This is a genomic window from Burkholderia sp. 9120, assembly GCF_000745015.1.
Lineage (GTDB): Bacteria > Pseudomonadota > Gammaproteobacteria > Burkholderiales > Burkholderiaceae > Paraburkholderia.
In genome coordinates this window covers 1027602-1054103 of sequence record NZ_JQNA01000001.1, presented here as the reverse complement: position 1 = coordinate 1054103, position 26502 = coordinate 1027602, and the positions used below count along the sequence as shown (strand labels likewise).

Sequence of the window (26502 nt, the reverse complement as noted above, 5' to 3'; positions counted from 1 at the left end):
ACGCAGTCCATATGGGACCATACGGCACCCCCATTGCTGCGAGGTGACATCGTGAGGCCCGGTACGCTTAGAATGGCGTCTTTGAACAGCGCGGCCGGCCATAAGGCGCCCAAAACATCGGGTGGACATACGCCAACTTCGGCGTCCACCGCCGCCGCGCTCGCGCGCATGGAGTCCGCTTACTCGATGGTCACAACGCCCCAACTCCTCGCCGCCGTCGACCTTGGCTCGAACAGCTTTCGCCTGATCGTGGGCCGGGTCGAGGAAACCGACGCGGGCAGCCAGATTTATCAGGTCGATGCTTTGCGTGAACCGGTGCGTCTCGCCGCCGGTCTGTCGCGTGACAAGATGCTCGATCGTGCCTCGCAAGTGCGGGGCTGGGACGCGCTCAAGCGCTTCGGCGAACGCCTGCGCGACTTTCATCCCGATCACGTTCGCGCGGTCGCCACTAATACATTGCGCATCGCCAAGAACGCCGGCGAATTTCTCGGCGAGGCACAAGCCGCGCTCGGGTTTCCGATCGAAGTGATCGCCGGGCGTGAAGAAGCACGTCTCATTTATGCCGGTGCAGCACACTCCGTGCCGGCTAGCGCAGGCAAGCGTCTGGTGGTCGATATCGGCGGCGGTTCGACGGAATTCATCATCGGCTCGCACTACACGCCGATCAAGATGGAGAGTCTGTATATCGGCTGCGTGAGCCATAGCCGCGCGTTTTTCCCGGCCGGCAATGTCGACGAATACACGATGCGCCAGGCTGAACTCGCCGCGGGCCGCGAAATCCAGATCATTTCCGCCGAGTACAAGAAAACCGGCTGGGAACAGGCGATTGGTTCGTCGGGCACCGCGCGCGCGTTGGCCGAACTGGTCGAGGCGAACGGTTTCAACGATCCGGGTGTCACGCATGGCATTACGCGCGGCGGTCTCGAACGGCTCAAGCGCGCGCTGATCAAGGCGGAGAACGTCAATCGTCTGAAGCTGGTCTCGTTGAAGGGTGACCGTATTCCGGTGCTGGCCGGCGGGCTGTCGATCATGATCGCGGTGTTCGACGAACTCGGCGTCGATTACGTCGATACGACAGACGGCGCGTTGCGTCTGGGCGTGCTGTACGACCTGCTCGGGCGTTCGCAACACGAAGACATGCGCACGGTGACGGCGGAAGGCTTCATGCGCCGCTATGGCGTGGATCGTGCGCAGGCTGGGCGCATCGGCGAACTCGCGGTGCGTTTCTACGATCAGTTTGCCGAACCCGACGACGAGCGTCGCGCGGAAAATCGCATGTTCCTCAGTTGGGCGTCGGCGCTGCATGAGATCGGTTTGTCGATTTCGCATAGCGCCTATCACAAGCATTCGGCTTATATCGCCAGCAATGCGGATATGCCGGGCTTTTCGCGCACCGATCAGGCACGGCTTGCTGCGCTCGTGCTGGGGCATGCGGGCAAGCTCGGTAAGTTGTCGCAAACGCGTGAAGTGGAATGGCCGTTGCTGTTCTGTCTGCGGCTCGCGGCGTTGTTGTGTCGTCGGCGTGCGGATGTCGGGTTGCCCGGCATCGCGGTTTCGCAGGTCAATAGCGGCTACGAGGTGCGTTTGCCGAACGAGTGGGTGGCCAACAATCCGCTGACCGACTACAGCCTGATTCAGGAAGCCGCCGAGTGGGAAAAGGTCGGCATTCCGTATCGTGTGGTTTATACCGGCGATTGACGCGATCGCTCGTTGAATGAAAAAAAGCCCGGTACGTCCCGGGCTTTTTTACGTGCATCGTCTCGTCTACCCGCGCGTTGGACGCGCGGTGCGATTGCGCTCAGCGCGATGCCGCATCGCCGAGGAAATGGCGAGCGTAACGCGCGTTGATTTCCGACAGACGCAGCAGCGTCAGAAAGTCCGCGCAGTTGAAATCAGGATCCCACGCCGGTGCGCCGCAAATCTTCGCGCCGAGGCGCAGATAGCCCTTCACGAGCGGCGGCGGCGTGACGTCGGCGCCGGTCTGCAATTCGTCGACCGGCAGCGGCGTGTGCGGGAACGCGTGATACTCCGGCGCGGTCATCGCGGTGTCGCGCAGCGCGCAATACAGGTTCGCCGCATAGTGGCCGCCGTCGACCATCGCGACGCTCGCGCAGCCGAGCATGGTCTCGTAGCCGTTGTGCTTCATGTAGGCGGCGAGGCCGGCCCACAGCGACATGATCACGGCGCCGCTGCGATAGTCGGGGTGCACGCACGAGCGGCCCACTTCGACCATCTTCGGGCGCAGGTGCGTCAGACGTGACACATCGAATTCGCTTTCCGCATACAGACGGCCGATACGCGCGGCCTGGTGCGGCGGCAACGCGCGATACGTACCGACTACTTTCAGCGTGTCGAGATCGCGCACCAGCAAATGGTCACAGTACGAATCGAACGAATCGACGTCGAGACCGGCGGGGCCGGTCAGACGTGCGCCCATTTCCTCGGCGAACACGCGGTAGCGCAGACGCTGCGCTTCGCGCAGTTCGTCGTCGCTACGGGCCCACGTAACTTGCAGGCGATGCTGGGCGGTGACCGTTTCCTCGGCGCGCGGCAGACGGCGCGTTTCGAAGAGCGAAGCCAGGGGCGGGGTGGGCGTCGGCAGTTCTCGCATTGGGGCGTCCTGGTCGAAAAAAGGGAGATTTCTTTTTTCGCCAATGTAGTAACGCCTGGTGACGCTCGCATGGCAATGCCATGACGATTGGGTGACGGCCCGTAAGCTGCGTGGGCGGGGGTTGTAATGTCGGGGGTGGAGCGGGGAGTGTTGTTTTCGTGCGAAGTGTGGGGGTGATGCGTGATGGGTGGGGTGGTTTGCGCGGTTCACCAGGGCACGTGAGGCGAGTGATGTTGCCTCCTGTCGTGCGCGTTCTTGCTGGTAGTGCGGTGCGCGCCGCACGTGCTGTTCATCCGCTGCGCTTCAGCTCAGTTCGAGTCAAATCAGGTCGGGTGTGATCGCTGCGCGCAGTACCGCCTGATCGTCGCCGTCGCGCTCACGGCTCGCGATCCACCACACGCCGGCTTTCTTCAGCGGCCAGCTCGCGTCGCTATTGCCGAGTAGCCGCGCGGCTACATGGCCAAGCGTTGGTTGATGGCCGACGATTACTACCGTCTGCGCTACACCCCTAGGCCAGCCGGCCGCGTTGAGCACGTCGTCCACGCTGGCGTTTGGCGCGAGTTCGCGCACTACGCGGTATTGGTCGCTCAAGGTCTCGGCGGTTTGGATCGTGCGGGTGGCTGGGCTGGCGAGTACTAATGCGTCTTCCGGCAGGCGAGTGCGCAGCCATTTGGCGACGTTTTGCGCCTGCTTGCGGCCGCGCGTGGTGAGCGCGCGTGTCAGGTCGCTGGCGGCGAATTCTTCGGCTTCGGCGTGACGCCAGAGGATCAGGTCCATGAGTGTCTCCTTGACTCTGGTTGCGGCGCGTGGGAGCGCGCCGGGTTTGAGCACTGTCGCATGGGGGCGAGGGAGGCCGCAAGGCGGTGGCGCTAATGGGCTGTATAGCTTGTCGGGGGAGGCGCGGTGCGAGTCGCGGCTGCAAGAGCGGGCGGCTGTCTGGATATGACGGGTGGGGTGGAAGCCTTTTTTGCGCTGGTATGCGGGGTGACACTGTTAGGTCGTCTCTTTTCCCGTGTGTTGCCGTGTTATTTGCCTAACGCCAGCCAGTAACAACAAACCCAGTTGTCGAGCTGGGTTTGTTGTTACTTGGGTTTAAGTCAATCGGGCGTAATCACGAGCTGGCCGTATTGAACTTTGATCGTCACGCGCTGGCCAGGTGGGAAGCCAGCCTGTTCGAGCCACTTGCCTGCGATGCGCAGCCACGGAAAAAATGAAGGCGTTCGCCACGGGCGGCCCGGTTTTGGGCAGGGGCGCCAGCGCATCAATTCCTGTACCGTGGCGCGGCGCTCCGGATGAGCGGGGAATGCATTAAGATTGGCGTCAGCCATTGTCAACTCCTTGTAAGTTGGTGGTGGTTAGCGGGCGGTGAGTGTTGGTAGCACTCATCGCCCGCGCTTCGTTTACTTCAACGGTTTGCCTTTTGAATCGATCATCTATGCGATTTTTAATGCGGAAGGCTTTGTCGTATTTTAATGGAAATATCTATATCGTTAAATGAAATTGGGTTGTATGAGATTTTGAGCATTTGAGGGCAGAGCGCTTCCGCGTGAGGGGCAGTCCGTTACGCTAGCGTGAAAATATGCGGTCGACTCCTGCAGATCTTTGAAGAGGGGCTCGATAATTTCTTTGTAGATATTTTTCTGAGCTTCCCTGTAGTTCATTAGGGTCATCGCTGCATTGAACATGTCAAAGACGGGATTTGCCATCGTTCATTTCCTTATTGTGAGCCTGCACATCTCAAAGCCTAGGTGGTGTGAATGGCACTGTTTCTGCTATGGCGAACGACGTTTGACGGCCGAACTGAGACAAATGCATAACGTTTCGGCTCTGCCGTTAGCGGTCCTTTCCTGCGCACTGCCGAGAAACCGTTTGCGAAAACCTGGCACGGCCCGTTCCGTCGATCGCGAGCGCCGAACCTGTAAAGTCGCAGTCAGGTCAAGCTGGAAATCAAGCGACAGCCACAGGTGCCACGATGGCCGTGTCGCGCAACCGGGATGCCGCCGTCCGTCATGGATGTGTCGCCTTCCTCGATCACGTTCGGCGACACATCGGGATGCTTCGGGCACGATACATGATCCCCTTTGCGCGCAACAAAGCGGCCGTCGTAACTCATCGTCGTCGAGCCAGTCACTACCTTGCCGCCGTGGTCGGTGTCGTCGTCGATTCGAATCAGATTCATCATCCCTGCAGACCTCAATTTGGCTGTTCGCCCTGCCACTTCCGGAATACCTCTAACAGACGCTGGGCGCGTTGCTTTGTCTGACTTGAAACATGAGCCAAATAATGCTCGTGGTCACTTGCACTTATGGAATTTTTGTTGGTGCTAAGTTGGAACGCGCCACTTTTGAACGCTAGGTAAGTGATGCCATAGCAATACGAGGTTCCCGATTCGCCCGGCCGTTTGTCGAGTAAAACAAACGTACTTGTATGCAGTTTCTCGATATCAGCAGCAGCGCAAACCAGTGTCGAACCAAATTTATCTGGGACAGCTGCGCTTGGGTTCTGCTGTAGGAAGCTGATTTTCACGTAACGACCATAGCTCAGACCGATCACATTGCTGTCGTCAACAACATAGTTCCTGTTATTTTCGGCCGTATCTGAACCGGTGCATTGAAGTAAAAGCTCTGTCGCGTTTTTCCGCCACGCTATTGATGTAGTTTTCGATCCACAAAGCGATTGCGCCTCCGGCACAGAACGATCAAACACAGCCGAACACTCACCGTCGTTGTCACAGCTACCGAACAGCGGCGGCGCAGCCGAGGCAACAACGCTTATCGACGTGAAAGCAGTAACCCATGCTATCAGGCCATATTTTACAAACATAGGTTTGTACGTCCGTCGAAAACAGGGGCGGCTTTCATTCAAGGACAGGACTCTATCGCATTGCAGTCTATCCAGCGTTCGATCACGACACCATTGCCGCTGACACACTCCACTTTCCAAAACTTAAAATCGTCCGACACGCTTAGTAGCTTTACGTAGTCTCCCTTCACCACATAGGTCTTAGTGGCTGGCAAAGGGGAAGGTTGATCGTATAAATACGCTTTGGCAGTCACAACTTGACGCTCGCCGCGATGCTCGTCAGTTGGTGTCCTTTTTAGTTTGACCTTGTACGGACCATAAAAGAAATCGCCACGGGGGTTTTGGGTGACTCTCCAATTGAGATCGCTACCCGGTGTCGCAAGCTCGGCAACTCCGTCCTTTGCGCCGAAGAAAGAATAGAAGTGAACTTCGGCTGACTTGCCGTCTGGCGCGACAAGGCCCGTTATGTTGATCGCTTTCCGATCGGGGTCACAGTCGATTCGGTTGCCGCTCTGTGTTACGAAACAATAGGACCCTTGGAGTTGGCCATCGGCGAGCTCTGTCAACTTCACCTCAAACGTCGAGTAGGGTTTTCCAGAGGCGTCAGCACGCTCCACATATTTCCAGTCGCCCGAGAACGGACCCTGAGCGTAGGCGCCGTTGACTGAATAAGCGAGCGCGATGCCGGCAATCGCCTTTGTCCAGACCTGGGCCGAACGTGTCTTTTTCATATACTCACCGTAAGACAGTCATCCACACGATCTAGCCAACCTTTGAGGTAAACGATCTGAGTCGAGTCATTTGCTACCAACTGGCTAGAAAGTTGGCCCGATTTTCATCGTGTTCGACCAACGTTTGCTTCAACAGGGCGCGAATGAGCGTCTCGCGTGCGTTGGGACCTTCAGTGAAGCGATCTATCATTTTTCCCGGTTTGTTCTTTAAGGATTCTTGGACGACTGATAGTGCCCGCCCGCGATGCTAACCGTTACTCTTTGGTTCCTCTACCGGCAACGAGATGTCACCGTTACCCGTAAGCTCAAGCGTGGCGCAGTTCGCGAATCAGAGCGACATGAAGTATGCCTTAACCCCAGAAGGTTGTGACATGGCTCAGCAGGGCGCTGCCGGGCGCAGAAAATATGACGCTGGATGCGTCCGAGGTAGAAACCTTGAGGATGCAACTATGGGCCTTTGGCTAGTCTACGCTGCGCCTCTTTCGCAGCTTTTGTGCAGCTTGCCGCGTATGAATTTCGCATATTTTCCGTCGTGGATTAATCCAAGCATTCAGTCCAACGACGATCTCGTTCACATCCATTTTTCGTTCGAAAACGCTTGGTCATTGTATGACGAAGTCCGTCCGCTTTCCGCGTACCAACTGCCGCTTGGTGAGAGCGGACCTATGACAGCTCTTGGCCGAACTGAGAAAAATGCATAGCGTCCCGGCTTTACCGTCAGCGGTCTCTCCGTGCGCACTATCGGGAAACCTTAGTCAGAAAGACTTCAGCCTATCGAAGACGAACGCGCAGAAATCCAGCACCGCCCATTCCGTCGATCGCGAGCGTCGATCCTGTTAAGTCGCAGTCAGGTTAAGCTCGAAATCAAATGACAGCCACACGTGGCGCGATGGCCGTGCCGTGCAATCGCGATGCCGCCGTCCGTCATCAATGTATCGCCTTCCTCGATCACGTTCGGCGAAACATCGGGATGCTTCGGGCACGATACATGATCCCCCTTGCGCGCAACGAAGCGGCCCTCGTAACTCATCGTCGTCGAGCCAGTCACTACCTTGCCGCCGTGGTCGGTGTCGTCGTCGACACGAATTAGATTCATCATGTTGTCACCGGCATCAGAATTCATAAATCGCGTGTCTCGGCTACCAATTCTTGTAGAAATTAAGTCTCGCGACACAGGCGTCATGCTCTTCCTGGAGCTTCGCTGCCGTCATTTTGCAGTTCAAATCGACATACTTGCGCCAATCTGGATTCTTTCCGTCTGGAGTCTGGTTTATCAGCTTCGAAACCACCTTGTTAGTGTCCCCGCCCTCGTAAACGCTGGCCATGACGGCCAATGCTTTTCTAAAGTCGCCCATTCCAACGGACGAATCAAGGTAGTGAATTTCCTTCGTTCTCGTTTCTGTCACTGAGGCAAAACAGGACCATTTGTCAACGCCCGCTTCCTCCCCTGGGCTAGTAGCATCATATGCAGACTGGCAATACTTTTCTTTATAGCTCACCCATGCTCTTTGAGTGGCAACGAAATTCGGCTTATCTGAGGCAGGCATTCTCTTCAATAGTTCACTATAGCTTCGATTGAGCTCCTTGTCTGTCGCATCAAAATTAGCATGCGCGCAGTTCTCAAGTTCAGCGTTCGTCTGCCCATCACATACTGCCTTGGAAAAGGCGAGATTCGATACTAATGCCATTAACAAAACAAAAATTATCTTTATCATAAATTATCTCCAACAATTGCAATTAATACCTTTTTCAAACAACTGAGCTTCTTCTTCCCGCCTTGTTATCAAGCCTCGCTCAGTCACTGGACTCCAAAGCACCTTCATTCCGCGAAGTTGTGTGGGCACGTCAGATAAATTATTTTCTTGGATTGCCGTCCTTATATTCCTCATGTGTACGCGCGTTTTTTGTCCTGGTTTATCTACCAAGCCCGACCCACGGTTCACAACTAGGCTAAGCAATGCCCCCTGACAGTGGGGGTGCAAATTCGTAACGCCTGGAAACGCGTCAACGGTATATTGTGCGTAGCGCCGTTTCATCCTTTTTGCCAGTTCGAGGGCGTTAGGATTCGAAATTTTTATGTCAGAAAGAGATGGAATCAGCGCCCGTGCATTGTCCCCGTGCCTTCCTATGGCACCTAGCAACCTCGTAATTTCCGCAGGAGTTAACAACCCATCGAGATCGGTAGATGCTTGAGCTGCGTTTTGCTGCCCCAAATCATAGCCGTAGCCAATCGTCACACCGCTGGATTGATCGCCACTCATATGGGGAACATAGGGGACTTCGCCATATCCTTCGTTTCTCAGAACAAGGGCAAACGCTTCCTTCGAGCAATAGAACGTTCCCTCAGATGTCTGAAAATCAAACACCTCTGTCTTACACTCCTCGGTACAGGCACCAGCAAAGTTTCCAATCAACCCAATCGGATGGAAATGCCAAGGCGTTGGCTCCGTCGGGAAGCCGTCGACGCCGGTCACCTGCTCCCACCATTGCAACTTGCCGATGCGCTCAAGCTCGCTCTTCCAGAGCCATAGCAGCTTCTTCATCAACGGCGACAACGCGTCCCATTTGCCCGGATCACCACCCCACTCGCTTTCGTATCGCACCACCAGATGCGAAATCGCTTCGGCCAACCACGGGGTCTGCTGCGCGGCCTTCAGTTCCTGCGCCGTTATCTTGCCGTCGTGATTCGTATCGATGGCCTTTTCCAGCTTCGTGATCAGTTCGCCCGCATTCACCAGCGACATGCTCGGCTCGAACTCCGACTTCTCCTCGCCTTCGATCAACTGTTCCGTCACGTACAAATAGCGCTTGAGCATGTCGACCGGCTTCGTGCTGCTGCTATCAACCAGATCAAAGCTAGGCCAGTCCCACGGCCCACACATGCGCGTGAGCGGATGCCCGGTATCACACACCCAGCCCTGCCGCGTCGCGCCGTCCTTCGTGCCGATGGTAATGTTCCACCAGGTTTGCCCCTTGTCATCCTTCGCGACATTCTCCGGGCCGAGCTTATCAAGATCGACTCGACGAAAGACATCCCGGAAATCCGCGCCCGGGCCCTTCGCGTTCGCGACTTTCAGCGGGAAATCGCTCCAGCCTTTCACCTCCGCGGTTGTGACCGTGTTTGCCAGACTGGCATCGACCCACAGCGGTGTCCCGAGATTATCGAGTGCGGGTGCCGGATGATGCCCGCCGTGATGCCCGCTGTGGTTACCCTGATGAGGTTGACCGGATGCCGCTGGCGTCGTCGGCTGGTGGGGGACTTTCGGTTGCACCTTGACCCAGCGCGAACCCTTGGCTTCACCGACCGGCACCAGATGCAGGCTGGGCTGAGTTTGCGTTTGCGTTGACTTCAGCGTCTGGTCGGGTTTGGGCAGGTCCGTTACCAGCAGCGCACCCGGCAAGATTTCCAGAAACGTCTTCGCCTGTGCCTGGGGTGACTGTTTGACCCGATCCCTGCTTCTGCTGATGAACGCCGGCAAATCCGGGCCAGCGAACGTTTCCAGATGCAGAATCGGATTGGTGCGCCCCGGCGGCAAGGAACTCGAACTGGCGTAATCCTGATACTGGCCGAGATAGCCGATCACGTCGCCCGCCTTCACGGGAAACGGAGTTTTCAACACCACGACCTGATCGAGTGGTTTGGGGTCCACCACGATGTCCAGCTCCTTCGTGTTCACCCACCCATACGGGACATGCGGCGAGGCTGCCTGACCCGCGACCGCGCCGACCGGCGTGCCGCTTTTGATCGTCGCGATCTTCGCCCAGTCGGGCTTGTTTGATTTCTCCGTTGCAGATACGGACAATTCCGATCCCATCGGGAGCAAGCCAATGATCTTGCCGCCGGCCAGATCATATATGCCAATGCCAGAAACAGGCGATGGCGGCGGGGCGTCATCGGCGTCGTCCGATTGAGCGGGCGGCTTGAAATTATCCTGGATCAAACTTCCAATCGGGTCGTCGACATTCTGAGGTTGCTGCGTTGTCTTCGGTTTCGGTGCTTTCTGTTTGCCCTTGGCCTTGGCTCCGACCCGGTAGTACCGATCGCCTTCCCAGAACGGCATCGGTTCGATGTGTGGCGCGTTCTTGTCGGCGGGAGCTTCCTTCCCGGCTTCCATCGCCATTTCATATCCCACCCAGTCCATCAGGTGCATATACAGGCTGAAAAATACCAGCGTGTCGGCGGCTGGGGGCTTCGGCGGTTGTGCGGGTTGCACAGGCGCGCTCGCCGCTCCGGCAGCAGAAGCCGGGGCAGCAGCAGAGGCCGGAGTCGCTGGTGCGCTGGACGCACCTTGCGGCGGAGCCGCACCCTGTTGTTGCGCCGGCACTGGCGGCAACGTCAACTCGTGGCGGATCAGCACGAAGCCCGTCGAGTAGAGCGCCGCGCGTTTGTCCCTGTATTCGAGCTCGGGATATTTGTGATCGAGCCGGTACGCGACCACCGTACCGTCCGCAATCGTGCGGACGCCACCGTCCTGCTTCAGCACACCGCCGGTTTGTCCGTCGAAGTGAACTCCACCGTGCCACAGGCCATTCGCACCGAGCGGATAAAAGCCGCCTCCGGCGTTTCCGAGTGCCTTCATGTAAGTCATCGGATCGGCGGCATCGCTTTTGTCAGCGGGCACAAACGGATAGCTGAAGGGCAACGGTTTGTACGGCGGCGTAGCGGGCGCGGCTGGGGCGGCGGGAGCCTGCGCGGGGTGCGAAGGGTGGTGATGCGTGTTGCTCATAGAACCCGGTTCCGATTGTTATTTCTGCGTGAAGTGCTGTAGTCAGGTTTCGCTCAGCCCGAAAACCCAAGGCCGCGGCCACCCTTTGTCGCAACAGGAGTCGCCTGCAACGGGTCGAGGTTCGTCGCACTTGCCCCGCCTGGCTTGTCCCACGACGCGCAGCGTTCCAGGATGTGCCCAGTCGTGACGTTCTCGATTCCCCCGCCCTTGATGCTGATATACGAGCCGCCTGCACCGATCCACACTTCCTCTTTCGCTGTCAGGACAAGCCGACCCGTTGCGCTCTCAACTTTCACGTCCAGTTGCGCAAGCAGGTTCATCGCATCGCTGAGCGCCTGGATGTCGATCTTCCCTTTGCCCGCAATCAGCTTGATGCCGAGGTTCTGCGCGAACAGGCTGATGCCGTCCATCACACTCGCGAGCAACGACTTACCTGCGGCGAAGATGACGTTCTTCCGGGCAACGGTGTTGATGTGCTCGTCGGCCGTGATATGCACGGATTGCTGCGTCGTCGCCGCGATGCCCTCGGGGCTCGACAGCACCATGACCGGCTTCGAAAAACCGTTCGCGTTGCCCGTGCCGCCGCCCGCCGTGCGGCCACCTTTGCCGACCGAAGCCGCCACGCTGTGCTGGGTCGAATCGGTAAAGGTCTTGAGTGCGTCATGCCCGTCCTGCAGACTCTCGCCCCGATTCGTCTCGCTCGCCTTGGAGACGGTGTCAAGGACCGCCTCGGCACCGGCCAACTGCCCGGTCGTTGCCGCTACGTTCAGCGGCTGTGCGGCGACGGGCTGCGTCGAAATGACCATGCCCTGCGCGGCGCGGATCGCCCCGTAAGCGCCCGACTTCAGATCAAAGCCCGTGCCGATGAATGCGCCACGCGTGTTGTCCGTATGCTGGATCAGATAGCCCATCTGCAGACCTGTCGCATAGCTCGTCGAGGACAGGCTCATGCGGTTCTGTCCGCTTGCGTCATCCATCAGGAATTCGTTAAACCCGTCGCCCCCGTACTCCTTCGAACGGTGCCCAGAAAACAGCCCGTGCGAGTGGAACACCGGTTTCGTCGCGCCCCCATGCAGCCTCGAGATGATTACGGGTCGATCGCAATCGCCATTCACGAAGCCGACCAGCACTTCGTCACCCTTCCTCAAGGCGAAGTGTCCGCCGCGCTGGCTGCCCGCATCCGGCATCGCCGCGCGTATCCACGCCGACGCCCGTTCGTTGCGGTCCTTGCGACTCCACGAAAGCCAGACCTTCGAGCGGTTCAGGGAGTCGATAAAAATCTCTTCGTTATCCGGCGTGCCGACGATGCCCGTTTGCAGATGCATTTCGGGTTTGTGATGGGAGAGCGGACTACGGAACGGTACGCGCCGACGCTGTGCTTCGATCTCGACCTGAAAGAATCCCGTACTGCCGTCCGTGTGGCGAACCGTCGATCCGACGCCCGCTGCGCGCACCTGTTCGACTTCGGCGCGCAGGCTCCGTGGGAATTGCGCGAGCGCTTCAATACCCGGCACGTTATTCTGGATCAGCCAGTCGACGGCGATGATCGCCATTTCGCGGTCGTTTGCCGGTTCGCTATCGTGAACCGGGTGGCCGTCGAGTTGATACCAATAGCCCGGCAGTGCGCACCGCAGACTGCCGACGCCAAAATAGCGCTTCGAACGGCTTGCCATTTCCTCCGTGCGGATGCGCGCCTGTTGTTCGCCCATGTCGCTGTCCGACCACGAATAGCCACCGGTATAAATGAACTTCTCACCTTGCGCGGGCAGTTCGTCCTGATTGAATGCTGGGGAACTGACTTCCTTCGGCAGGTCAGGGCGCATGTAGTCGAACGTGTTCGTTGTAATGGATTCGCTTTGCGAATCCTGCTGCTCGCTCCACTGCGTCAGGCCGTCGAACTCCTCGTTTGTCGCCGAACGACTGAATGTCACGACCTGTTGCGGCAATGGCGGCACGAAATACAGATCGTCCGTAATGACAACGGTGTGGGATTTACCGTCCTTCGCAAACTCAAAGCGTGGAAAGACGCCAACCTCTTCCATGCTGCGGTAGACAAAGTTCCAGTCGTCTTCCCACTGGACCCGCTGCGAATACGAGCGGATCGGTGAGCGCAGATCAAAGCGATACTGTCCCTGAGACTGCGGGTTTTTTGCGAACACGTCGGAGAGAATCTGCCTACCGTCGATTTCCTGCCAGTCGCGACAATCGCTGCTGAGCTTGAGGAGGCTCAGCCACGACGAAAACTGAATCTGGTAAGAAGTCAGTGGTCCGTCACTGCCGAGACGGCGTGCATGCTGCACATAACCATGGATTGGCATATAGCTGCCGTCGGTCTGCTGAATCCAGAGGGTGACCGGCTTGAGCACCAGCGCGCCGAGCTTGATCTTTTCGCCATACGTCGACACGGCATCAACGGTGAATTCGAAATTCCCCCCGAGGCGACCCGAGCCTTTTACGTACATCGGTACGAGCCAGTCGTCGCCAAGCGGCGTATCGAGTTTGATGAGTCGGCCGAGCTGCGTATAGCCGGCGCGCAGCGCTTTGTCCAGCACTTCGGAAGCCATGCGGAAACCCCGTGTTCAGGAAACACAACCTGGCCGCTATACAGAGTGGCGCGGCCTCTTTTACTTCGTCTATCATTGCCTCTGGAAGACTAGTCTTCGGGCATTGGGTCCGTTATCAAACCTGTTGCAACATACAATTCAAATTCACTTATCCATATTGCATGAAAGGCAATCGCCCAGCATCATCGATTACCTCGTTCTGCGCGGGATTCTACCGGAATCAATAGCGAACGCCATATCGAGGTCGTGTCAAAATTTGTAAATGGAAACAAACTGTTCGACTCTACTGGACAAATAAAACACGACATTTTTATTAAAATTCCGGAAGCATCTTTGTACGATTCCATGAAACCTTAGCAAGTCCCTTTCAAAACCAACGGCCTTTTTACGAAGAACGGCTGCGAGCTATCCCATAGCGCATAACCCGATCAATTTCAGGAGAGAAAACAGCATGCCACGCCGGTCCGCCAACCTGCCGAGCCTGACGCGCGAGGAATTCGAGATGCTGGTCACCGCGGCGAGGCAGCCGGGCAAGCGGGGAAGATCGATCTCTGATCGCAGCGCGGCGATGGCGCGATCTGTGCTGGTCGACGGCTTGACTATCACGCAGGCCGCGCGTGCGCAGGAAGGGCACGTTTCAACCGCTTACCAGGCGGTTCTGCTTTTACTCCACTATCGAAAACGGAAATCGTCCGCTCTGTCAGCCCAACGTTCCCGCGACGAACAGTTGGACTTGATTCGCCGCAAATTTGTCGATGCGGGAACAGCTTTGTTTGACACGGATTGGCGCGGACAGAACGCCCGGTATCGATTGCGATGCGCACAAGGGCACGAATGGGAGCGCGGCGGCCAGCAACTGCTACGCGTTGCCCGCATCGCGTGCGAACATTGCCGGGTCGAAGGTGTCATGAAGCGGATGCACGATATTGCCACTCAGTCGGGCGGTGAGTGCCTGACCCGTTCGTATCTTGGGTTGAATGGCCGATACCGGTTCGTTTGTGCAATTGGACATGAGTTTCAGACGACAGCAGATATCACGTTGGGGGGCAGTTGGTGTCCCGCGTGCTCAAACATAAGAAGGGCCGAGCGCCAGCTGTGGGCCGAAGGTGGGCTTCTCCCGATACAGGAGCGTGCCCGCGAGCGCGGCGGGGAATGTCTCTCCACGACGTACAACGGAAAGATGGCGCAATACCTGTTCCGATGCGCTCAGGGGCATGAATGGGAGGCGTGCGGTATGGAGGTGATGCGCAAGGCATGGTGCCCGCAATGCTTCGCAGACCGGTTGCGCCGACCGGATGGTTTGGCGGAGCTTCAGCAAGCCGCCGAACGTTGGGGCGGCAAATGCCTGGCGTCAGGTTATCTACGTATAAAGAGCCGCAATCCGTTCCAGTGCGAGCGAGAGCATGAATGGATGGCGTGGGGCTCAGAGGTTCTTAAAGGAAGCTGGTGCCCGACCTGTCGCACCGAGGACCGGCAGCAGCGCGGCATCGAAACAATGCATGCGGTTGCGGAAGAGCGTGGCGGGCGGTGTCTGTCCGATACCTACGTCGATAACCAGGCAAGGCTGGAATGGGAGTGCGCGCGTGGTCATCGATGGTGGGCGCGGCCTAGAAACATAACGTCGGGCAACTGGTGCGCCCAATGCAATTTCATGGCGCAGATTACCCGCGAGAAGACGCGCCGCAAGCGCCGGTATGAAGCGGCTTCACAAGCCGATTGATGCGGTCATGATGCCCATGCGGCTAAGGTTTGGCGAACATAGTGACTGGCCGGTAGTTCACTGGCGAATCGATATGCAGGACGGGTTTTTTCTGGACACTGATCCCCAAGGTGCAGAGTCCGACCGTGGCTACATGCGGCACCGGGACAGTAACGGTTTCGCAGTTACCGCAAATCCGGTAGCCAGAAGGTAACGGGAGGTAAGTCGGTATGGGGAAAAGAAAAAGGACTTACGGCGTTAGCTCGTAAGTCCTTGTTCGTTCTGCTTTTTTCGTGGTCGGAGCGAAAGGATTCGAACCTTCGACCCTCTGATCCCAAATCAGATGCGCTACCAGGCTGCGCTACGCTCCGACGAAGCCGGGATTCTACGCGGCATTGGGTGCCAGAGTCAATGCCCAATTGCGTCGGGCTGAAATGAGCGTGCAAAGAGGCCAAGGACTGCGCCAAACACGCAGCCTTATATCCGTCCCATCAACAGCAACACGATCACGATGATCAGCACGACGCCGAGCAGGCCGGTCGGCCGATAGCCCCAGCCACTGCTGTACGGCCAGCTCGGCAACGCGCCGATCAGCAGCAGGATGAGCACGATAAGCAGGATGGTTCCGATGGTCATTCGAGTTCTCCCTGTCGGGCCCTCGGGATGGCTGGGCCGCATAGTCCGGATGGTTCGGCGCATCAGCGCCGGGACAGTCGACGCGTTGTGCGCGTCCCTTGCAGGGAGCAATTCAGCAAGGCATGTGCCTAATGCGTCTGATGTTCCGGCGGGGCGGAGAAAGAGGCGGGCAACGCGACCAGGATAATTTCAGGCGCGCGCATCAAACATTCAACGCACCCGGCATTGAGATGCGTCGAGATGCGTCGAGACGCGAGATGAGACGAGGTCAGGCGAGGCGAAGGAGCGCGACGCACCCGCCGCGACACCGTCGCGACCGCCAGTGCGTCAACCAACCTGTCAACGCGTCAGACAGAGACAAAGCGCAACCAGCGTCTCAATGCCGACGCCGCATCCAGTTCGGCCGATGCGCGTGCGCATGAGCCCAGTGATGCAGCATGCCTTCGCCGTCGTGTTCGCGTCGATAGGTTCTCGATTCGAAAATGGACAGGGCGAGCAGCACGAGCAGGCCTATTGCGAGTCCGACCAGACCCGCGATCGATTCAGCGTCCATGGCAGTCTCCTATGACATGCGGCTGTGACTTTATAGTAGGTCACGCATCGCAAAATGGGAGGGCTGGCGCGTGGGTTGCGGCGTCGTCGAAACCGCTTTGCAGGTAGACTCTCGGCGCGCCGGACGGCGGTCCGATTTTCATCGTCACCGTATGCCGGGTTGCCGTTACTTCATTCCGATTCGAGAGACTATCGCCTCATGATCCGCGTTCCGATGATTGCATTGCTGCTGCTAGCTGGCCTCGCCGGCTGCGCGAACGATCCGTCCGGCCATCACGGTGGCCCGCCGCCGCAAGATCCTGCGGACTACCACGGCGTGCCGACCGACAACCGGCCGCCCACAATGATGCCCACGCCGCCCGCCCCGTGAGCGGCGTTCAGGCGTACGCCTATCTTGAGTTCAAGCCGTAACGGGAGGCGACTGCATCCCGCGCAACATCTCAGGCAGATACCGCGCCAGCGTGACGCCGCGTGCGGCCATGAAGATCGACATCGCGGCCCACAAGCCGTGATTGCCGTGCCAGGCCAGCAGCACCCAGGAGGCCGCCACGAACACCGCGAACGATACCACCATCGACATCATCAGCGCCCGCGTGCGGGTCGCGCCGATGAACACGCCGTCGAGCACAAACCCCCACACCGAAATCACCGGCATGAGCGCGGCCCACGGCAGATAAGTTTCCGCGACCGCGCGCACCGAGGCCTGATCGGTCAGGCGTTCGATGATCCACGTCCCCGCGCCCCAATACACCAGCGAAAAACCGAGCGCGCCCAGCGCCGACCACAGCGCCGTCACCTTGATCGCTTTCGCGACGGCATGCCGGTCGCGTGCGCCGATCGCCGCGCCGACCAGCGCTTCGGCGGCGTGCGCGAAGCCGTCGAGTCCATACGCCATGAAGGTCTGAAAATTGAGCAGCAGCGCGTTGGCGGCGAGCGTGGCGTCGCCCTGAGCGGCGCCCAGATGTGCGAACCAGCCGAACGACGACAGCAGGCACAGCGTGCGCACGAAAATATCTCGATTGAGCACCACCAGCCGTCTGAGCGCCGTCGCGTCGAACAGCGCGACGCGGTTCAACGCGGCCAGGCCGCGCGGCCTGCCGTGCCACAGCAGCGCGGCGCCGAGTACAAAGCCGAGTGCGTCCGCGGTCGCGGTGGCCGCGCCGATACCGGCCACGCCCCAGCCGAATCCATACACGTACAACAGCACCGCGCCGATGTTCACGCTATTGATAAACACCTGCGACAGCAGCGCGAGCCGCACCCGCTGCGTACCGAGCAGCCAGCCGAGCACGACGTAGTTGCCGAGCGCGAGCGGCGCGGCCCAGATACGCGCGTGGCAATAGAGTCGCGCGTGGCGCTGCACGGCGTCGCTGCCGCCGAGCGCGCGCAGTGCGTAGTCGATCAGCGGCGCTTGCAGCACCAGCACCAGGGCGCCGATCGCGCCCGCCAGCAACAACGCGCGGACCACGTCGTTGCGCAGCGCGGCCTGATCGCCCGCACCGTGCGCTTGCGCGACAAGACCGGTGGTGCCCATCCGCAAAAAGCCGAAGCCCCAGAACACGAAGCTGAAGAACAGCCCGCCGAGCGCCACGCCGCCCAGGTAGGAGGCGCCGTCCAGATGACCGGCGACGGCGGTGTCGACCGCGCCGAGGATTGGTTGCGTCAGATTGGCGAGCGCGATCGGGAACGCCAGCGTCAACACGCGACGATGCCAGTGGACCGGAACGGCAGGAGTCGACGACGGAATGTCGTTCGGCGTAGCCGCCAGGGAGGGCGCCTTCGGATCAAGTCCCAACGGGACTGCCTCCGCGGCACGCGCCAACGGCTCTTGCTTCGCGCCGTCGCTCAACTGCGTTCCTGCACGCACACCCATGGCGAGACGACCACCGCCCACAGATTGGGGTCGCGCGCGGCGAAATCGGCGGCGGTTTCCGCCTGCACACGCTCGACGAGCCCAGCGGACAACCATTGCGTGACCTGCGTGGTGTCGTCGCTCGCAATCGCTTCGGCGACGCTCACCAGATCGAGGTCACGTGCGACGCGCAGCAGGATGCCGCGCGCAAAAAAGCGTTCGAGTTCGGACCAGCCGATTTTGGCGGTTTCGGCGAGCAGCGTGGCGTAGAGCGGGCTGTGGGTAGCGTCGTTGGAAGTCATCGTAAGGCGGGGTTTGACGGGGCCGTCACTATAAACCATCGGCGTAAGCCGCCAGGGCGGCACGCGTTCCGGTACGCTTTGGGTTTCTCGAAACTGATTCTGAACCTTCATGTCATTGGACTCAACGGCGCCGGCAACGGGCGCGCAAACGCAGGCGGTGAGCGACGCCACGCTGACGCGTGCCGAAGTGGAACAACTGATCGCGGCCAATCACGCCGCTAACGCCGCCGGAAACAGGGCGCCGCTGCGCTTCACCGATTGCGATTTCGAAGGCGCCGATCTGTCGCGGCTCGATCTGCGTGGCGCCGAATTCGAGCGCTGCACGATCGTCGAGACGTCGTTCTTCGGCGCGGCGCTGTCGCATACCCGCTGGGTCCGTTGCCGCGGCCGTCAGGCCGATTTCGGATCCACCGATCTGGTCGACGCCGCGTTCCAGTCCAGCGATCTGAACAACACCAGTTGGCGGCGCGCGAAGCTCGCGTCGGCGTCGTTTCGCGGCTGCAAGCTGACCGGCGCCAATTTCGAGGCGTGCGCGTCGCTGGGCTTGAGCTTCGTCGAAACCTTGCTGGTCGGCGCGCACCTGCGCGGCCTGTCGTTTCGCAAAGCCACGCTGCAGCAACTGGATTTCTCCGACGCCGATCTCGCTGGCGTGGATTTCCGCGAGGCGATTTTCGACGGCGGCAGTCTGCGGGACGCGAATCTGAAGGGTGCGCGCTTTGACGGCGCCGATTTGCGCGACGCGGACCTGAGCGGCGTGCGTCTGGTCGACGCGGCGCTGTTCAAAGGCGCGACGATTTCGCATAGCCAGGCCGCGGTGCTGATCACGGAGCTGGGTTTGCGGGTGTTGTGAGCGTGCTTTCAGGCGGGTCGAATTAGCCGTTCGGCCAGCTTGAAGGATCGCGTGTCTCTGCATATCATTGGGTTGAATCAATCGATAATGTCAGCGGATTTTCAACTTGCAATTCGTCGGGGGATTTAAAGCTATTTAATATTTTCGCTATTCGCGAATTTTCCTGTGATGAATTGAAATTCGCTTTATTCGAATGGGTTGAGTATCGGTTAATACGTCGGCAAGGTGCGGTGGCGCACTAAAGCCATGCGGCGCGCGGTATGGCGGGATTGGGCCCGGTGCGCTAGCCGGAATCGGACGGCCGCCTTTCTTCAGGCTTTTCAGCGCGATTCCGGCGAGTGACGGTCAGGCAGCGCCGGGCGGGCGGTTCGCGGATTTAGACGCGCAATATCCAGAACATTTCTCGCCGCGATTGAAGGCAAAATGATCCTGTTTGTTTCAGACATTTAGGGTTCACGTAATGCGGAATCCGTGCGTCGTGTCACATTGACGACGAAATTAATAGATTGCGCTAGTAAAGACGGGTTGTTAGATTTCGTTCTGGCGCATGGTGAACCGGTCCTTTGCCGATATGCGCCGAACCCCCGTTAGCCCGGCCTTGTGCCGGGCTTTTTTTCAACGGGATTCACGTGGGTCATAGTGACTTCATAGCGGCTTCATAGCGGCTTTACGCGCGCCGCCATTCGAATCGCTTACTGCTTGCAGCGAACCACCATCGAACGGTTTTTCACGTTGGCGCCGAAAATTCCACCGATCGTGCCGCCGGAGGTCGCGCCGTTGTCGACGTCTTTCGAGACGACGTCGTAGCCGTAGTTGCCGCAGACTTCACCCGCGCGCTTGTAGCACTCGGCCCAGCTGGAGCTTGCGTCGCTGCCGCTGCAGTTGATCGCGAAGCCGGTGTCGCCGCTCGGCAGATAGGTCATGGTGGTGGTGCTTGAGCAGCCGCTGAGGCTGCCGAGGCTCAACAGGCCGAGACCGATCGCCGCGGCCGTTGCGCCGGACGCCAATGCGCTCTTCATGGCAAATTCCTTACAGATAACGGAGGAGGACGTGGCGCGAAGCCACGTCGTGTGTCGGATTGGGCGTTTTAAAGCGCGCCGGGTTCCCTGACCCCCGATTGCAGATAGCGTGCCTGATCGCGCGTCTATCGGGGCGGCAACGAACGCGACGGGTCGATCGAGCGGCCCTGATAGCGCAGTTCGAAGTGCAGCATCACGCGGTCGGTATCGGTGTCGCCCATCTCGGCGATCTTCTCGCCGCGCGTGACCGATTGGCCTTCCTTCACCATCAGTGCCCGATTGTGCGCGTAGGCGGTCAGGTACTCGGCGTTGTGCTTGATGATCAACAGGTTGCCGTAACCGCGCAAGCCGTTACCGGCATACACCACGGTGCCGGCCGCTGCGGCGATCACCGGCGTGCCCGCCGCCGCTGAAATGTCGATGCCCTTCGAGTTGTTGCCGTCGAAGCGCCGGATCACCGTGCCGTCGGCCGGCCAGACCAGCGAGATGCTCGAGGCCGGCGCTGCGGACGGTGCGCTATCCGCCGCGGCTGGCGCCGGCGCGGCGCGCGGCGTGGCCGAAGCACTGCCGCCGCCGCTGCTGCGGATGGCGCCGCTCGTCGACGTGCCGCCGGGCGGCACGACGCGCAGCACCTGGCCGACTTCGATACTGTCCGGGTTGTTCAGGTTGTTCCAGCGCACGATGCTTTGCACCGATTGCCGGTTACTGCGCGCTATCTTCGACAGCGTATCGCCCCGTTCGACCCGGTAAAAGCCCGGCGCCACCGGCGCCGACCCGCATGCGGCGACTAGCGCCAGCAACGACGCGCAGGCGAGTCGTTTCATCATTCTTGTTGTTCCCAGCATTGGACCTCGCAAAGCGCTGCCGCGCGCCGATCCCGATCACGCGGCAGGTGGATACAAAGCGTCCGATTCTAACGGTTTTGCGCTGCACCATCCGAAAAACGGCTGGCGCGATGGCCGTGGGCAGCGCGCGGCGGCGACGGAATGAGCCGATCAGCTCAGCTTGCCGACGCTGATGCGCAGCGTCGCGACTTCGGTCTGACCGGGCTCCAGCCAGCGCAAACCCATGCCGTTGTGAATCGCGTCCGGCAGTCCGAGCCACGGCTCGACGCAGTAGAAATCCGAGTCCGCGGCTTCGGTCCACGTGGTCACGGCGTACCACGGCACGGAACCCGGCCGTTGCAGGTCGATCGTGACGACGCGGTTCAGGCCCGGCGCGACGAGCCGCACCGGTTGATCCGGCGTGCCGTCCAGACAATGGAAGCGGTCGAGAATGCGCGCCTCGTCGAGCGTGTAGCGGGCTTCGCCCGGCTCGAACGCGCTGATCGAGCCATCGTCCTGCTGATGGCAGCGTTGGGTGCGCGGCAGTTCCAGCGACGTCTCGCCGCGCTGCGTGTGCGGCAGCGTGAAATAGAAGTGATGACCGGCGTAGTAGGGCAGGCGGGCATCGCCGGTATTGGAGGTGGTGAACGTGACCTCCAGCGTATGCGCGTCCACGAGCGTGTACGCGGCTTCGAAACGGAAGCCGAACGGATAGCCGCCGCGGGTCGCCGCGCTGTCGGCGAGGACCATGCGCAGGCCGGCGCCGTGCACGTCGGCGTGCGCTTCGAACGGCAGGTCGCGGGCGAAGCCGTGCATCGGCAGTTCGCGGACCGTGCCTTCAGCGTCGCGCCAATAGCCGATTTTGCCGTCCACCCGATGCCGCCCGAGGAACGGAAACAGCAACGGATTGCCGCCGCGAATTCTCGCCGGCTGGCTCCAGTCGGCGTGCTCGGGCCAGTGAATCACGGCTTCACCGTCGACGGTCCACGACATCAGACGGCCGCCGGCTTGCGGCGCGAAGCGGAGCACGGAGGCGTCCTGAGCGATCTCGAGAATGTCCTGCTGCGGGGAAAGAGGCATGGTCGATGGCGGGTTCGGTAAAGGGTTGAGGGGGTGAGGGTGGACGGAACGTGGCGGGAACTGCGCCGCACTCGTACGCGATGAGCATGGAAAGCGCCTCGCAGCGCCACTCGAGAGGATGATTTTGCTCTGCTTTGCGCTACGGGGAAACCCTTCTCGGGAAATTGCGGGTGTCGCGCAAGGGCCATCCTTGCCGATAATTCGTCGCACGGTCCGGTCACTTTCGTCTGCCGGACGCGACGAGCTCAGGAGGCACGATGGATCTCGCAATGGCAATGGGTGTGGCGCTGTTCGGCATGTTCGCGGCGAGCACGGTCTATTTCTTCTACAAGCTTGAGCGCTAGGCCCGGCTCCGCGCAATTCTCACTATCATCGGGTCGCCGCCGCGCGCTGCCCGTTTCTTTTGCCATCGCGTAACAACGGTTTCGAGTTGTGACGCGGTGCGTCAAACTTTCCCCGAATGCGGTGCAAACGCTTGGCGCTGACATTGCAGCCAGGCATAATCGGTGCGCTTCTGACGCGCCGGCTTTCTCCATGATCGGCGCGCTGTCCCTGACTTTTTCCTTACAAGGACCGCCGCGTGAACCTGTCGTTTCTGATTTTCCTGAGCGTGCTGCAAGGCGTCACCGAACTGTTTCCGGTGAGCAGCCTTGGCCATACGCTGCTCGTGCCTGCGTTGTTCGGTATGCATATCGACAAGCACGCGCCGCAGTTGCTGCCGTTCCTCGTCGCGTTGCACCTCGGGACGGCGTTCGCGCTGCTGTGGTATTTCCGTAAGCGCTGGTGCGCGCTGGTGCGCGGCTTCTTCGCGTCGTTCGGCGGGCGCCGCAACGACGACGCGCACATGATGTGGGCGCTCATCATCGGCACGATTCCGGCGGGTCTGGTCGGGCTGCTACTGGAAAAACACCTCGAACGGATTTTTCACGACTTGCGGATCGTGGCGATCGCATTGATGGTCAACGGTGTGCTGCTGTGGTTCGGCGATCGTCTGCAGCGTTCGCGCACGCATCTGGCGCCGGAGAAGCTGACGTTCCGCCAGGCGTTTTTTGTCGGCCTCGCGCAGATCGGCGCGTTGATTCCGGGCTTCTCGCGCAGCGGCCTGACGATGATCGCCGGCAACGCCGCGGGACTGACCGCTGAGAAGTCCGCCGAGTTCTCGTTCCTGCTCGGCACGCCGATCATTTTCGCAGCCGGCGTGCTCGAACTGCCGAAGCTGTTCCATGCGCCGGATCAACTGGCGGATGCACTGCTGGGCGGTGTGCTGACCGCGATCGCCGCGTACCTGAGCGTGCGTTTTCTGATGCGCTATTTCGAAGGCCGCGGACGTCTGGCTTCGTTCGGTGTGTATTGCGTGATTGCCGGGGCGCTGTTCCTCGGCTGGTTCCTCATGCATCCGCAACCGGTTTGATGAAGTTCGCGGTGCCTGCCGTCGCGTGCTGGCGAGTGGGGACCGATCGGTTATAATCCGGGCCCGGTTGCGTTTGCTGCCGGGCTCGTTTGTTTTTGTGACATGAAGGCGCTGTTCCGGCTGATTCTCGCCGCAATGCGCGGCGTGAGATTTCCGGTCTCCGGCGTCGTCAGTTAGAATTTCGGTTGTCCACGAACCCTGCGGCGAAGTTCAGCGCAGGTTCCAGAACCCGACAACGGGTTGTCATTGCAGGCGATGCCAGCGGCATGTTGGTGTAGCATCGCCTCTCTTCATTACGGCAGTAGCTCAGCTGGATAGAGCATCGGCCTTCTAAGCCGAGGGTGGGGGGTTCGAGTCCCTCCTGCCGTACCAGGTTTCCGCTTCGCGATCAGCATGGCTGTCCGCGCAACGTCACTACGCTTTGGCCTGCACCTCGATCGAATCCACCCGATCCGGATAAAACGCCAGATGCTGTGCGATCTCTTTCACCGCCGCATACGGCGCTTCGTAAGTCCACACCGAATTCACCGTCCGCTCGCCGCCCAGCGGAATGCTGTAGTACGCGCATTCGCCTTTATACGGGCAATACGTCGCGTGCTCGGTGCGTTCCAGTAGCGCCATCTCGACGTCCGTGCGCGGAATGTAATACGCCGGCGGATATGCGGCTTCACGCAGCACCAGCGCGTTGTCCGAACTGGCAATCTGCTGGCCGGCCACGGTCACCACAACACGCGCGTTGGCCGGCTCGATCGTGATCGGATGATCCGGTCCGGGGACCTTGATGGTTCTTTCAGTCATGCTGTCGAACTCCTGGATAAGTGATCGAGCCTGTCGCGGGTTGAAGAACAGATCGAGGCAGGTCGAGACAAGTTGAAACAGTTTGGACAAGCGCCGCGCCACAAAAAAAACGGCAAAGATCGCGCCTTCGCACGAAGCATACGCCGCTCGTGAAAACCCGTCGCACGACAATCCGGATCACCGGCACGCGGCTCGCGAAGCCCCAAAAAAATGGGCAGCCGAAGCTGCCCATGAAAAGGTCACGCATCACCGCGAGACCGTTGCTTAACGCGTCGTGCTTACTGTTTGATGTTCAACGCCGCCGTCAGATCGCCCATCGGCTTGCTGCCGTTGCTGACCAGCGCTGCGTCACGCGCCGCGATACCCGGCAGCGTCGGCAGCGAGAAACGGTGCGTGATGAAGCGCAGGATCGAGGTGGTGTCGTACTGCGTGTGATCGACGAAACCCTTCTTCGCGTACGGCGAAACGATCAGCGCCGGAATCCGCGTGCCCGGACCCCAACGGTCGGCCTTCGGCGGCGCGACGTGATCCCAGAAGCCGCCGTTTTCGTCGTACGTCACGACTACCAGCATGTTGTTCCACTGCGGGCTCTTCTGCAGATGCGAGATCAGGTCGGCAATGTGCTGGTCGCCCGACGCGACGTCGGTGTAACCCGCGTGTTCGTTCAGGTTGCCCTGCGGCTTGTAGAACGACACTTGCGGCAACGTGCCGGCGTCGATCGCCTTGATGAACTCCGAGCCGGCCATGCCGCCGTCAAGCAAGTGCTGCGCGCGGTTCGTGGTGCCCGGCGCCAGATCGGCGAAGTAGTTGAACGGCTGATGATGCGGCTGGAAGTTCGGTGCCGTCAGATTCGCGCCGTAGATCACGTTCGCCGTGCCGGTTTGCGCCGCCGACACCGCCGCGCCCCACGCGCCGCCGTACCACGCCCACGACACATTCGCCTTGCTCAACAGATCGCCAATGTGCTGCTGCGTCTGCGCCGGCAGCGTGGTCGCCTGGGTCGGATCGGCGAGCGTTGCGTCGCCGCCCGTCGCCGCCTTGTTGCCGCTCGGCTGATACGGCGGCTGCATCGTGTTGATCGCGTAGAAGTCGGGCGTCAGGTTGCCCGACAGCACGTACTTGGGCGCGCCGGTGATCGCCGAAGCCGGCGAATTCGTCGCCACTTTCAGCGTCACGCCGTCGCTTTCCACCGACGAGATCGACGCCGCCGCCGGGCTCTTATCCGCGTTCGGATAGGTCGGCGTGCACGAGCAGATCAACCACTGGTGGTTCAGGAACGAACCGCCGAATGCGCCCATGAAGAAGTTGTCGGCCAGCGTGTATTGCTGGGCGACTTTCCACAGCGGCAGCTTGTCGGCGTCGAGCGTGTAGTGGCCCATCACGAGGCCGCCCGAATCCGCCCATGCGGCGAACTTGTCGTTCTTGCCGCCGTTGATCTGCATCTGGTTCTCGTAGAACCGGTGGTACAGATCGCGCGTCGTCGCGGTGATCGGCGTGTTGAAACCCTTCGGGTCGTCGATCGCGAACGGCGTGTTCGGCAGATTCGCGGTCATGGCCTGCGTGATCACCGGCGTCACGCCGGTTTGCGTCAGGCCGTTCCACACCGGCGGCAGCGTCGCCAGCACGGTGCCGTTGCGGTCCAACTGCGTGGAGTTCGCCGCCGACACGTTCTGCAGACCGTTCGCGCCGGGGAAGTTGCCGTACAGGTTGTCGAAGCTGCGGTTTTCCGCGTAGATCACCACGACCGTCTTGATCGACGTGATGTCCGGTTGCGGAGCGATGTCGCTGCCGCCGCACGCATAAAGGCTTAACGCTGCTGCGATCGCGATAGGCGTCGCGCAGATCAGTTTTTTGTTCATTTGATGTGGTTTCTCTCTCACGCGTTGGGGACGCGGGCCTCCTGTATTTCCTTACACGGATGACCGCCGGCGAAAGTTTGGCCAGGGAATTTGACAGAAAGATGTAATTAATTACGAATTGCTTGGTTGTCTGTGTTTTTGTCGGCTGTATGTCATTTAAGAGACATGTGAATGAAATACGCTCG

Annotated in this window: 24 protein-coding genes and 2 tRNA genes; 6 read left to right on the top strand and 20 right to left on the bottom strand. The window is 60.0% G+C overall.

Annotation, left to right across the window (positions count from 1 at the left end; all coding sequences use genetic code 11):
- Positions 1-72 precede the first annotated feature (72 nt).
- Complete coding sequence (gene ppx / locus FA94_RS04620) at positions 73-1698, top strand: exopolyphosphatase (RefSeq protein ID WP_035547208.1); 1626 nt, start codon at positions 73-75, stop codon at positions 1696-1698.
- Between the two features lie 100 nt (positions 1699-1798).
- Here ppx and FA94_RS04615 read toward each other — a convergent pair whose 3' ends face one another.
- The 10 genes from FA94_RS04615 to FA94_RS04575 all read right to left on the bottom strand — a co-directional run bounded on the left by FA94_RS04615 (position 1799) and on the right by FA94_RS04575 (position 13435).
- Positions 1799-2611 carry a GNAT family N-acetyltransferase gene (locus FA94_RS04615; RefSeq protein ID WP_035547205.1) on the bottom strand — a complete coding sequence of 271 codons (813 nt, stop codon included), beginning with the start codon at positions 2609-2611 and terminating at the stop codon, positions 1799-1801.
- A 318-nt stretch (positions 2612-2929) separates the two neighbouring features.
- Positions 2930-3388, bottom strand: a complete 459-nt coding sequence (gene sixA, locus FA94_RS04610; protein WP_035547201.1) for a phosphohistidine phosphatase SixA — start codon at positions 3386-3388, stop codon at positions 2930-2932.
- Positions 3389-3708: 320 nt separating this feature from the next.
- Complete coding sequence (locus FA94_RS37785; protein ID WP_081935682.1) at positions 3709-3939, bottom strand: SymE family type I addiction module toxin; 231 nt, start codon at positions 3937-3939, stop codon at positions 3709-3711.
- Between the two features lie 602 nt (positions 3940-4541).
- On the bottom strand, positions 4542-4793 hold the full coding sequence (locus FA94_RS04600) for a PAAR domain-containing protein (RefSeq protein ID WP_035547195.1): 252 nt from the start codon (positions 4791-4793) through the stop codon (positions 4542-4544).
- Positions 4794-4804: 11 nt separating this feature from the next.
- Positions 4805-5434, bottom strand: a complete 630-nt coding sequence (locus FA94_RS38505) for a hypothetical protein (protein WP_156126521.1) — start codon at positions 5432-5434, stop codon at positions 4805-4807.
- A 38-nt stretch (positions 5435-5472) separates the two neighbouring features.
- Positions 5473-6144, bottom strand: coding sequence for a hypothetical protein (locus FA94_RS04595; RefSeq protein WP_051980374.1), 672 nt, complete (start codon positions 6142-6144; stop codon positions 5473-5475).
- Positions 6145-6991: 847 nt separating this feature from the next.
- Complete coding sequence (locus FA94_RS04590; protein WP_035549308.1) at positions 6992-7243, bottom strand: PAAR domain-containing protein; 252 nt, start codon at positions 7241-7243, stop codon at positions 6992-6994.
- 40 nt (positions 7244-7283) lie between these two features.
- Complete coding sequence (locus tag FA94_RS37780; protein WP_081935680.1) at positions 7284-7859, bottom strand: lysozyme inhibitor LprI family protein; 576 nt, start codon at positions 7857-7859, stop codon at positions 7284-7286.
- Positions 7860-7862: 3 nt separating this feature from the next.
- The gene (locus tag FA94_RS04580) at positions 7863-10871 is read right to left on the bottom strand and encodes a lysozyme family protein (RefSeq protein ID WP_081935678.1); all 3009 of its coding nucleotides are present in this window, start codon (positions 10869-10871) and stop codon (positions 7863-7865) included.
- A 53-nt stretch (positions 10872-10924) separates the two neighbouring features.
- The gene (locus tag FA94_RS04575) at positions 10925-13435 is read right to left on the bottom strand and encodes a type VI secretion system Vgr family protein (RefSeq protein WP_035547190.1); all 2511 of its coding nucleotides are present in this window, start codon (positions 13433-13435) and stop codon (positions 10925-10927) included.
- A 451-nt stretch (positions 13436-13886) separates the two neighbouring features.
- Here FA94_RS04575 and FA94_RS04570 point away from each other — a divergent pair, with 451 nt between their 5' ends.
- Positions 13887-15155 carry a hypothetical protein gene (locus FA94_RS04570; RefSeq protein ID WP_051980373.1) on the top strand — a complete coding sequence of 423 codons (1269 nt, stop codon included), beginning with the start codon at positions 13887-13889 and terminating at the stop codon, positions 15153-15155.
- A gap of 273 nt (positions 15156-15428) precedes the next feature.
- Here the strand turns inward: FA94_RS04570 and FA94_RS04565 are convergent.
- The 3 genes from FA94_RS04565 to FA94_RS39060 form a co-directional block, all read right to left on the bottom strand.
- Positions 15429-15505, bottom strand: a tRNA-Pro gene (locus FA94_RS04565).
- 106 nt (positions 15506-15611) lie between these two features.
- Positions 15612-15770 (bottom strand): DUF3309 family protein, encoded by a 159-nt coding sequence (locus FA94_RS37775; protein ID WP_035547187.1) that lies wholly within the window; start codon positions 15768-15770, stop codon positions 15612-15614.
- Between the two features lie 376 nt (positions 15771-16146).
- Positions 16147-16323, bottom strand: coding sequence for a hypothetical protein (locus FA94_RS39060; protein WP_176058502.1), 177 nt, complete (start codon positions 16321-16323; stop codon positions 16147-16149).
- A gap of 198 nt (positions 16324-16521) precedes the next feature.
- Between FA94_RS39060 and FA94_RS39055 the strand changes: the two genes are divergently transcribed.
- Complete coding sequence (locus tag FA94_RS39055) at positions 16522-16692, top strand: hypothetical protein (protein ID WP_197070175.1); 171 nt, start codon at positions 16522-16524, stop codon at positions 16690-16692.
- Between the two features lie 30 nt (positions 16693-16722).
- Here the strand turns inward: FA94_RS39055 and FA94_RS04555 are convergent, their stop codons facing one another.
- The gene (locus tag FA94_RS04555) at positions 16723-18090 is read right to left on the bottom strand and encodes an MATE family efflux transporter (protein WP_035549302.1); all 1368 of its coding nucleotides are present in this window, start codon (positions 18088-18090) and stop codon (positions 16723-16725) included.
- 77 nt (positions 18091-18167) lie between these two features.
- Positions 18168-18476 (bottom strand): DUF2288 domain-containing protein, encoded by a 309-nt coding sequence (locus FA94_RS04550; RefSeq protein WP_035549300.1) that lies wholly within the window; start codon positions 18474-18476, stop codon positions 18168-18170.
- A 109-nt stretch (positions 18477-18585) separates the two neighbouring features.
- Here FA94_RS04550 and FA94_RS04545 point away from each other — a divergent pair, with 109 nt between their 5' ends.
- Positions 18586-19326: a pentapeptide repeat-containing protein gene (locus FA94_RS04545; RefSeq protein WP_035547184.1), complete on the top strand. Its 741-nt coding sequence runs from the start codon at positions 18586-18588 to the stop codon at positions 19324-19326.
- A 692-nt stretch (positions 19327-20018) separates the two neighbouring features.
- On the opposite strand, the gene FA94_RS04540 is transcribed toward FA94_RS04545, so the two are convergent.
- The 3 genes from FA94_RS04540 to FA94_RS04530 all read right to left on the bottom strand — a co-directional run bounded on the left by FA94_RS04540 (position 20019) and on the right by FA94_RS04530 (position 22249).
- Positions 20019-20345, bottom strand: coding sequence for a hypothetical protein (locus FA94_RS04540; RefSeq protein ID WP_035547182.1), 327 nt, complete (start codon positions 20343-20345; stop codon positions 20019-20021).
- A gap of 125 nt (positions 20346-20470) precedes the next feature.
- A complete protein-coding gene (locus tag FA94_RS04535) occupies positions 20471-21190 on the bottom strand; it encodes a peptidoglycan DD-metalloendopeptidase family protein (protein WP_035547179.1) in 720 nt (239 codons plus the stop codon).
- Positions 21191-21340: 150 nt separating this feature from the next.
- Positions 21341-22249, bottom strand: a complete 909-nt coding sequence (locus FA94_RS04530) for an aldose epimerase family protein (protein ID WP_035547176.1) — start codon at positions 22247-22249, stop codon at positions 21341-21343.
- 580 nt (positions 22250-22829) lie between these two features.
- On the opposite strand from FA94_RS04530, the gene FA94_RS04525 reads away from it, so the two are divergent.
- On the top strand, positions 22830-23660 hold the full coding sequence (locus FA94_RS04525; RefSeq protein ID WP_035547173.1) for an undecaprenyl-diphosphate phosphatase: 831 nt from the start codon (positions 22830-22832) through the stop codon (positions 23658-23660).
- A gap of 295 nt (positions 23661-23955) precedes the next feature.
- Positions 23956-24032, top strand: a tRNA-Arg gene (locus FA94_RS04520).
- Between the two features lie 42 nt (positions 24033-24074).
- On the opposite strand, the gene FA94_RS04515 is transcribed toward FA94_RS04520, so the two are convergent.
- Entirely contained in the window at positions 24075-24458 is a 384-nt protein-coding gene (locus FA94_RS04515; protein ID WP_035547171.1) for a DUF427 domain-containing protein, read from the bottom strand.
- A 278-nt stretch (positions 24459-24736) separates the two neighbouring features.
- The gene (locus FA94_RS04510; RefSeq protein ID WP_035547170.1) at positions 24737-26317 is read right to left on the bottom strand and encodes an acid phosphatase; all 1581 of its coding nucleotides are present in this window, start codon (positions 26315-26317) and stop codon (positions 24737-24739) included.
- Between the last annotated feature and the right edge of the window lie 185 nt (positions 26318-26502).